The organism is Nonomuraea sp. NPDC049784 (assembly GCF_040659615.1).
Classification (GTDB): Bacteria; Actinomycetota; Actinomycetes; order Streptosporangiales; family Streptosporangiaceae; genus Nonomuraea.
The window spans coordinates 1-2360 of record NZ_JBFAMX010001014.1 but is presented as its reverse complement, the minus strand read 5'-3'; the positions used below and the strand labels follow the sequence as shown (position 1 = coordinate 2360).

Genomic DNA, 2360 nt, shown 5'->3' with positions numbered 1-2360 from the left:
CGGCGCGCCCGCGCCCACGATCGAGTTCTCGCCGTGGAAGCCGTGGTCGGCGGCCGTGAAGTACGCCGAGCCGCCCCTGCCGCCGTTCACGCCGGTCGCCCGGCCCATCAGCTCGGCGAACAGCGGCTCCGCCGGCACGCCCCTGGCCAGCGCCCAGCCGTGCCCGCGGTAGGTGGCGAACAGCGCGTCGTGCGGCTCCAGCACCCCGCACGCGCCTACCGGGATGGCCTCCTGCCCGACACACAAATGGACCGAGCCGGCAATCGAGCCTTCCAAGCGCAGCTCGCGCACCTTCTCCTCGAACGCGCGGATCCGCCACATGGCCAGCAGGTCCGCGAGCCGTCTCTCACTCATCGCCTCTCCAGGCGTCCAGCGCCGCGGCGCAGATGGCCTCGGCGTCGCCGATGTAGGACTCGGGCGGGATGGGCAGCGCGCCCAGGCTCGCGAGGTCCTCCGGCCCCGCCACGTCGCGCAGCGCGTCCGCCAGCGCCCGCCCGCGCTCGCGCGCCTCGTGCGCCGCCTTGTAGACCAGGTCGTGCGCCCTCTCCCGGCCCAGCGCCGGGGCCAGGCGCATCATGTACGCCTCCGCCATGATCAGGCCGCCCTCCGCGCCCAGGTTGGCCCGCATCGCCTCCGGGTAGACCCGCAGCCCGGCGGCGACCTCGGCGGCCGTGGCCAGCGCGCCCGCTGCCAGCTCGGCCAGGAGCGGCACCACGTACCACTCGATCTGCCACTCGCCGGCCGCCCGCTCGTGCCCGGCCTCCATCGCGCGGAACAGGGCCGAGCTGAGCGCGCCCGCGGTGCCCGACATGCCGATGACGGCCTCGCAGCCGATCGGGTTGGCCTTCTGCGGCATCGTGGACGACGCGCCCCGGTGGTGGCCGCCCGCCTCGCGTACCTCGCCGACCTCGGTCCTGGACAGGTCCACGACCTCGCGGGCGAAGCGGGCCGCCGTGGCCGCCAGGCTCGCGCAGGTCACGCCGAACTCGGCGACGCCGTCCCTGGCCACGTGCCACGGCACCTCGGTGGCCCTGAGGCCGAGGGCGGCGGCCACGCGCTCGCGTACCTGCTTCGAGCGCTCGCCCATCGCGGCGGACGTGCCGCCCGCGCCGAACAGCGACACGACCCGCACCTGCCGCGCCGCGTCGCCCACCCGCTCGCGCTGGCGTGTCACCTCCGCCAGCAGCACCGCGATCTTCGCCCCGAACGTCGTGGGCACCGCCTGCTGGGCGTGCGTGCGCGCGGCGATGACGGTGCGCGCGTGCCCGGACACCAGCCGGGCGAGCGTGTCGCCGAATGAGCCGAGCAGCGCGCTCAGGTGGTCGAGGGCCTCGCCCATCTGCAGGGCCAGGCCGGTGTCCATGATGTCCTGCGTGGTCGCGCCGTAGTGGACGCGGCCGTTGGGGCCGTCGGGGAGCGCGGCCGCGATCATCCGTACCAGGGGCAGGATGGGGTAGCCCACGTTGACGGCCTCCGACCAGAGGCGCTGGAGGTCGATGTTCCCGAGCACGCACGCGGCCTCGATGGCCTGGGCGTCCGCCTCGGTGATGACATCCGTCTCGGCCTGGGCGCGGGCCAGCGCGGCCTCCGTGCGCAGCCAGGCGAGCACGGTCCGCTCGGCCGAGAAGACCTCGGCCATGGCGCCGTCCCCGAACAGCTCGGGCAGCAGCTTGAACGTCTGGCGCACGGTCAGTTCATCTCCAGTCCGCCGTCGACGTTCAGCGCCTGGCCCGTCACGAACGACGCCAGGTCGCTGGCCAGGAACAGCACCGCGGACGCGACCTCCTCCGGGCGGCCGGGGCGGCGCAGTGGGGAGCGGTCGCTGACCTCCTTCAGGTAGGACTCGCCCGCGTCGGGGCCGAACCGCCTGTCGCGGTCGGCGATGATCTCGTCCCACATGGGGGTGAGGAAGACGCCGGGGCAGACGGCGTTCACCCGTACCGGGGCGAGCGCCTCGGCGGCCGACTTGGTCAGGGAGAGCAGGGCCGTCTTGGTGGCCGAGTAGTGGGCGGCGTTGGGCCGGCCCGAGCGGGCCGCGACCGAGGCCAGGGTCACGATCGAGCCGCCGCCCTGCCCGGCCATCCTGCGCCCGACGGCCTGGGTGAGCCAGAACGTGGCGTTGAGGTTGACGTCCACGATCCGCAGCCACTCGCCGGGCTCGATGTCGAGCAGCGGGGTGGTGCGCATGATCCCGGCGCAGTTCACCAGCACGTCGATCCGGTCTCGCACGCTCGCCAGCGCCGTCGCCTGGGCCCGGTCGGTCAGGTCGGCCGCGCGCGCTTCGACGCCCAGCTCGGCGGCCGCCTCGGCCAGTCGCGGGCCCTCCAGGTCGGAGAGCACCACCTCCGCCCCGGCCTCGG

General features: G+C 74.7%; 3 protein-coding genes. All 3 read right to left on the bottom strand.

The features are described 5' to 3' along the window. A partial coding sequence (locus AB0J09_RS62550) for a thiamine pyrophosphate-dependent enzyme (protein WP_360713691.1) occupies positions 1–354 on the bottom strand: 354 nt, incomplete at its 3' end. Then, a complete protein-coding gene (locus AB0J09_RS62545; RefSeq protein WP_360713689.1) occupies positions 347–1687 on the bottom strand; it encodes an adenylosuccinate lyase family protein in 1341 nt (446 codons plus the stop codon). The genes AB0J09_RS62550 and AB0J09_RS62545, both read right to left, overlap by 8 nt. Before the next feature lie 2 nt (positions 1688–1689). After that, the coding region (locus tag AB0J09_RS62540) for an SDR family oxidoreductase (RefSeq protein WP_360713687.1) at positions 1690–2360 on the bottom strand (671 nt) is incomplete at its 5' end.